This window comes from Streptomyces purpurogeneiscleroticus (assembly GCF_020024005.1).
Taxonomy (GTDB): domain Bacteria; phylum Actinomycetota; class Actinomycetes; order Streptomycetales; family Streptomycetaceae; genus Streptomyces; species Streptomyces purpurogeneiscleroticus.
Genome location: NZ_NHSG01000029.1, coordinates 1 through 5,916, shown reverse-complemented (window position 1 = coordinate 5,916; position 5,916 = coordinate 1). Strand labels below are relative to the sequence as shown.

General features: G+C 72.8%; 4 protein-coding genes and 1 pseudogene. 3 read left to right on the top strand and 2 right to left on the bottom strand.

The features are described from left to right. Both CCS38_RS00795 and CCS38_RS00790 read left to right on the top strand, forming a co-directional pair. Positions 1-1,339, top strand: a 1,339-nt coding sequence (locus CCS38_RS00795; protein ID WP_223731230.1) for an NAD(P)/FAD-dependent oxidoreductase, incomplete at its 5' end; no start/stop codon positions are given. Positions 1,340-1,504: 165 nt separating this feature from the next. Continuing rightward, positions 1,505-1,963, top strand: a complete 459-nt coding sequence (locus tag CCS38_RS00790; protein WP_223731229.1) for a hypothetical protein — start codon at positions 1,505-1,507, stop codon at positions 1,961-1,963. On the opposite strand, the gene CCS38_RS35450 is transcribed toward CCS38_RS00790, so the two are convergent. Continuing rightward, positions 1,890-2,486, bottom strand: coding sequence for a phosphatase PAP2 family protein (locus tag CCS38_RS35450; protein WP_308050631.1), 597 nt, complete (start codon positions 2,484-2,486; stop codon positions 1,890-1,892). The two genes, CCS38_RS00790 and CCS38_RS35450, sit on opposite strands and share 74 nt — an antisense overlap. Positions 2,487-3,110: 624 nt before the next feature. Continuing rightward, positions 3,111-4,460, bottom strand: a complete 1,350-nt coding sequence (gene gabT, locus CCS38_RS00780) for a 4-aminobutyrate--2-oxoglutarate transaminase (protein WP_223731227.1) — start codon at positions 4,458-4,460, stop codon at positions 3,111-3,113. A gap of 262 nt (positions 4,461-4,722) precedes the next feature. Here gabT and CCS38_RS00775 point away from each other — a divergent pair. After that, a pseudogene (locus CCS38_RS00775) lies at positions 4,723-5,916 on the top strand (ATP-binding protein); the annotation flags it as partial.

The window sequence follows — 5,916 nt, the reverse complement described above, 5'->3', positions numbered from 1 at the left end:
GGACCGCCCCGCTGCCCTTCCGGCGCTGGTCGGCGACGAGCGCTGCGACCTGCTCGTCGTCGGGGGCGGCTACAGCGGCCTGTGGACCGCGCTGCTCGCCAAGGAGCGCGACCCGGAGCGCGACGTCGTCCTCGTCGAGGGCCAGCAGGTCGGCTGGGCCGCCTCCGGCCGCAACGGCGGCTTCTGCGCCGCCTCGCTCACCCACGGCCTCGGCAACGGCCTGGCCCGCTGGCCCGGCGAGCTGAAGAAGCTCGAAGAGCTGGGCGCCCGCAACCTCGACGCCATCGGGGCCGCCGTCGAGCGGTACGGCATCGACTGCGCCTTCGAGCGCACCGGCGAGATCGACCTCGCCACCGAGCCGCACCAGATCGCCGAGCTCCGCGAGGCCGCCGAGGACGCCGCCCGCCTCGGCCTCACCGGGTACGACTTCCTCGACCAGGACGCCGTACGCGCCGAGGTCGACTCGCCGGCCTTCCTGGCCGGCCTGTGGAACCGCGACGGCGTCGCCATGCTCAACCCGGCCCGGCTGGCCTGGGGCCTGAAGCAGGCGTGCCTGGACCAGGGCGTACGGATCTACGAGCACACCCGCGCCACCGACCTGGCCTCCGACGGCACGGGCATGGCGGTCCGCACGCCCTACGGGCGCGTCTTCGCCCGCCACGTGGCGCTCGGCACCAACGCCTTCCCGAACCTGGTCCGCCGGGTCCGCCCGTACATCGTCCCGGTCTACGACCACGCGCTGATGACCGAGCCGCTCACCGAGGAGCAGCTCGCCGCCATCGGCTGGAAGAACCGCCAGGGGCTGTCCGACAGCAACAACCACTTCCACTACTTCCGCCTCACCGCCGACAACCGCATCCTGTGGGGCGGTTACGACGTCGTCTACCGCTACGGCGGCGGGGTCCGCGCCGAGTACGACCACCACCCCGCCACCTACGAGAAGCTCGCCCGCCACTTCTTCCAGCACTTCCCGCAGCTGGAGGAGGTCCGCTTCAGCCACGCCTGGGGCGGCGCGATCGACACCTGCGCCCGCTTCTCGGCGTTCTTCGGCACCGCGCACGCCGGACGGGTCGCGTATGCGGCGGGCTACACCGGCCTCGGCGTGGGCGCCACCCGCTTCGGCGCGGATGTCATGCTCGACCTGCTCTCGGGCGCGCGCACGGAACGCACGGAGCTGGAGATGGTCCGGACGAAGCCGCTGCCGTTCCCGCCGGAACCGCTGCGCTGGGCCGGCATCGGCATCACCCAGTGGTCGATGTCCCGTGCCGACGCGCGCGGCGGCCGGCGGAATCTCTGGCTGAAGGCGATGGACAAGGTGGGGCTGGGCTTCGACAGCTGACCCGGCGCGGGCGGGCCCAGGGGGCGCGCCCGCGCACCACTGATGGCCGGGTGTGACCCATGACACCCAAGTTCTTGATCAATCCGTGTAAGGAGGCGGTGCTCGGCCCCTCTCACTCTCGGAACGCGGCCCCGACGGGCCGGCGAGCGAGTGAGGGAGACAGCTATGGACCCCACGCGGGACAAGCGCGCCGTGGAGTGGCTCGTGTCGGTGGCACCGGACCCGGAAGCCTGCCGCTTCGAATGGGAGCGCAACCCTTTCGGGGTGACGCTCCTCCCGGCCGGGCTGGCGTGGGACGTGCTGATCGTCCCCGGCAGCCTTGGCCACCCCACTCTCGACGTGCTCACCAGCTGTCTCGACCGGCCCGGGCCGGTCCTCGCCGACTTCGGGGAGGGCCGTATGGGCTTCTTCGTCCCGGCGGGCACGACGGCCCGCTGGCTCGGTACCGGTGTGCGCGGGGCCGGCCGGGGCACCTGGATCGTCGTGCCCTACCCGGGCCGGTACACCGGCGGCACCCGTTGGATCGTCCCGCCGGACGGCGAGGGCACGCTCACCGACCCGGGCATCCTCGAACTCGCCCTGCACGAGGCGGCGGCCCGGGTGGCGGGGGCCGACGACGGGTGACCGCTCCGTACAGGAGTCCGTACAGGAGTCCATGCAGAAGGACGAGCAGCGCCGCCGACAGTGCCCATGATCCGAGGACGTCCACCGGCCAGTGGTAACCGCGCACGACCAGGCCGGGGCCGTTCGCCAGGACGAGGACGAGCGCTGTAGTGAGCAGCAGGCGGCGGGTCAGCGGGGCGGCCGCGCAAGGGAGCAGGAGCAGCGCGGCCGCTCCGTACGCGACGGCGGCCGTCGCGGCGTGCCCCGAAGGGTAGAAGCCGGTCGCGCCGGCCAGCGGTCCCGGCGGCGCGGGCCGGGCGAGCACGGCCTGCAGCGGCCCGACGAGTGCCGGTACCGCGGCCATCGCGACGGCCGCGGCGAGCGGCGGCAGCCACCAGCGGGGGAGCCCCGCGGCGCGGCCGCGCCACCCGGCGTACACCGCGGCGGCCAGCAGCACGGGCAGAGCCACCGCCAGATTGCCCAGATCGGCGAGGAGTTCGGCGAGCGCGGCCGGGAGACCACGGTCCAGAAGTACCTGATCCACCCGGGCGTCCAGCCGCAGCAGCGGCCCGTGGGCCGCGACCTGCCAGGTGAGGAGCGCGAAGAGCGCGAGCGTCGCGGCCAGTGTGCACGCGAGGCGGGGGAGAGAGGCCGGCCGCCCCGGAACAGGGGGGGTGGTTCCGGGGCGGCCGTGCTGACCGGTGAACCGCGCGCCCCGGGGGGTCTGGGGCGGGCGGCCATCCGATCGGTGAGGATTCCCGGAGCCGGAGGCTCCGGTGGTGTGCGCGAGGGCACGGCCAGGTCGAAGCCGGGGAAGCGCCGACCGGGCATCGCTCGCAGTCCCCTGCGAGCGGGGTGTTTCTCTCATCTGCAGAAACCGTACGGCAGAGCGGCACCCCTCCAACAGGCGGATCACCCACCCGCCATGGCCCCCGCACATCTTCTTCACGCCGTCCCGCCACTTCGGGCCGGTAGCCCGGATTCCGCGCCCGTCGGCGCCTTCCGGGACCCGTCCGAGACCCCCGCGCGGGGAAAGCGCAGAGCGCCCGCACGAACATACGTACGGGCGCTCCGCGCTTTTCGCTCCAGGCGTCTCAAATCGCTCCAGGCGCCTCAGATTGCTCCAGGCGTCTCAGCGCGTGCCTCAGCGCGTGCCTCAGCGCGTGTCTCAGAGCGCGGCGAAGGCCGACTCCAGGATGTCCAGCCCCTCGTTGAGCAGGTCCTCGCCGATGACCAGCGGCGGCAGGAAGCGGATGACGTTGCCGTACGTACCGGTGGTCAGGATCAGCAGGCCCTCCTGGTGGCACGCCTTGGCCAGCGCCGAGGTCGCCTCCGGGTTCGGGTCCTTCGAGCCGGACTTCACCAGCTCGATCGCGATCATCGCGCCGCGGCCGCGGACCTCGCCGATGATGTCGTACTTCTCGGCCATGGTCTGCAGGCGGGCCTTCATGACCTCTTCGATGCGCTTGGCCTTGGCGTTCAGGTCCAGCTCGCGCATGGTCTCGATCGCGCCGACGGCGGCGGCGCAGGCGACGGGGTTACCGCCGTAGGTGCCACCCAGACCGCCCGCGTGGGCGGCGTCCATCATCTCGGCGCGCCCGGTCACGGCGGCCAGCGGCAGACCGCCGGCAATACCCTTCGCGGTCGTGATCAGGTCGGGCACAATGCCCTCGTCCTCACAGGCGAACCACTGCCCGGTCCGGCAGAAGCCGGACTGGATCTCATCCGCGACGAAGACGATCCCGTTCTCCTTCGCGAAGTTCGCGATCGCGGGCAGGAAGCCCTTCGCCGGCTCGATGAAGCCGCCCTCGCCGAGCACCGGCTCGATGATGATCGCGGCGACGTTCTCGGCGCCGATCTGCTTGGTGATCTGCGAGATGGCCTGGTCCGCGGCCTCCTGCGCGCAGTTCTCCGGGCCGGTCAGCCAGCGGTACGGGTAAGCCAGCGGCACCCGGTAGACCTCGGGCGCGAACGGCCCGAAGCCGTGCTTGTACGGCATGTTCTTCGCCGTCAGCGCCATCGTCAGGTTCGTCCGGCCGTGGTACCCGTGGTCGAAGACGACCACGGCCTGGCGCTTGGTGTACGCACGCGCAATCTTGACCGCGTTCTCCACGGCTTCCGCACCCGAGTTGAACAGGGCGGACTTCTTCTCGTGGTCACCCGGGGTCAGCTCGGCGAGCTGCTCGCAGACCTCGATGTACGGCTCGTACGGCGTGACCATGGCACAGGTGTGGGTGAAGTCCGCGAGCTGCGCGGTCGCGCGGCGCACGACGGCCTCGGCGCTGCTGCCGACCGAGGTCACGGCGATGCCGGAGCCGAAGTCGATGAGGGAGTTGCCGTCCACGTCCTCCAGCACACCGCCGCCGGCGCGCTTGATGAAGACGGGCAGAACCGCGCCGACACCGGCCGCCACGGTGGCCTGCTTGCGCTCCCACAGCTCCTGGGACTTGGGGCCGGGGATCGCGGTGACGACGCGGCGCTCCTGGGGGAGGGCGGGGCCTCCGGTCAGTTCGGACATGGGAGTCTCCTGGAGGGAACGAGGACGCGGACGCACTGAGGCGGCGTACTACGTGACGTACTAAGGGTTGCGTTCGCAGGCTAGGGGCGGCGGGGCGGGAGCGGCATGCACCGTTCGGGAGAAGTACGGGCCTCGCCTTGTCCGGACCGGACATAGCGCGGACCGGGTATCAGGACGGCGCACGGCCAGTAGATTGATCCGCGGCACACCGATCACCTTCCGCCGCACCGCCACCACTGACCAGGGGGAACAGGGACACCGGATGAACACCGAGGGCACGCACGACGCACGCAACACCCACTCGGCCGGAATCCCGCATCCGGCGGCACCGCCCGGACCACCTGCTGCACCGCCGATGCCGAAGCTGCCGCCGGGCCTGCCCGCGTCGGCCGAGGCGGGCGAGCCGCCGCTCGTCGGCTGGCTGCGCGCGCCCCGCCCCGAGGCGGAGCCGGGGATCTGGCGGTACGGCCACCGGGTGCGGCCGGCGGAGGAGCCGGACCGGGCGCCGACGCGCCAGCTCGTCAGCGGCGCGGTGATCTCCTTCCTGTGCGGCTGGCTCCTGTGGTCGCTGCTCTGGAACGGCTACCTCGGCGGCTACTGGATGTGGCCGCTGGTGGCCCTGACGCCGGACTCCTGGCGGCAGGCCGGCGGCGACAAGATGGCGTACGTCTGGGCCTCGTACCTCTACTACGGTCTCGTCATCGCGGCGTTCCTCGTCGTCTTCGGGCGACTGGGGCGCTGGGCCGAACTGGGCCGGCGGCTGGCCGCTCCCGTGCTGCGGAGCAGGGCGGAGCACGCCCCGCAGGCCGCCCCGGCCCCCGCCGCGGACGGCTCACTGTGGCCCGCAGTGCGGGAGGGCGGCGCGCCGGACGCCGCCGAGAAGCTGGCCGCCGAGACGCGCAGCGGCCGCATGAACGACGTCGACGCGGCCCGGATCGAGCGCGCCTGGCGCTCGGTTCAGGCCGGGCGCAACTCCCTGGCCTCGTTCACCGACACGGTGCTTCGGCACGGGGCGACCGCCTGTGCCCACCCCTCGGGGCTGCGCGACCTGCCGCACCGCGGCGCGCGCCACGACCTGCTCACGGACCAGGTGCGGATCGGTACCGCCCCCGATGATCTGCGCAATCCCTATCAGCACCGGGGTGCGGGCATCGCCCTGCAGCCCGCGCTGCTCGGCACGTCCCTGCTGGCGGTGGGGCCGCCGGGCAGCGGGAAGACCAGCCGGCTGACCCGGCCCGTGGTCGAGGCGATGTCCCTGCAGGCGCTGGCGGGCCGTACCGCCGTGGTCGCCGTCGGGGCCGCCGGTGCCGAACTGGGACCGGACGCGGCCTTCGACGCCATCGTGCGGGCCGGACGCACCGACTCCCCCTGCGACCTCGACCTCTACGGCGGCGCCACCGACCCCGACGAAGCCGCTGCCGTGTTGGCGGAGGCGTTGGTGGGGGATGTGGTGGCC

Excerpts from the sequence above, each read along its gene's own strand:
- gabT (WP_223731227.1), bottom strand. The coding sequence starts at position 4,460 with ATGTCCGAACTGACCGGAGGCCCCGCCCTCCCCCAGGAGCGCCGCGTC.
- CCS38_RS00790 (WP_223731229.1), top strand. The coding sequence starts at position 1,505 with ATGGACCCCACGCGGGACAAGCGCGCCGTGGAGTGGCTCGTGTCGGTG.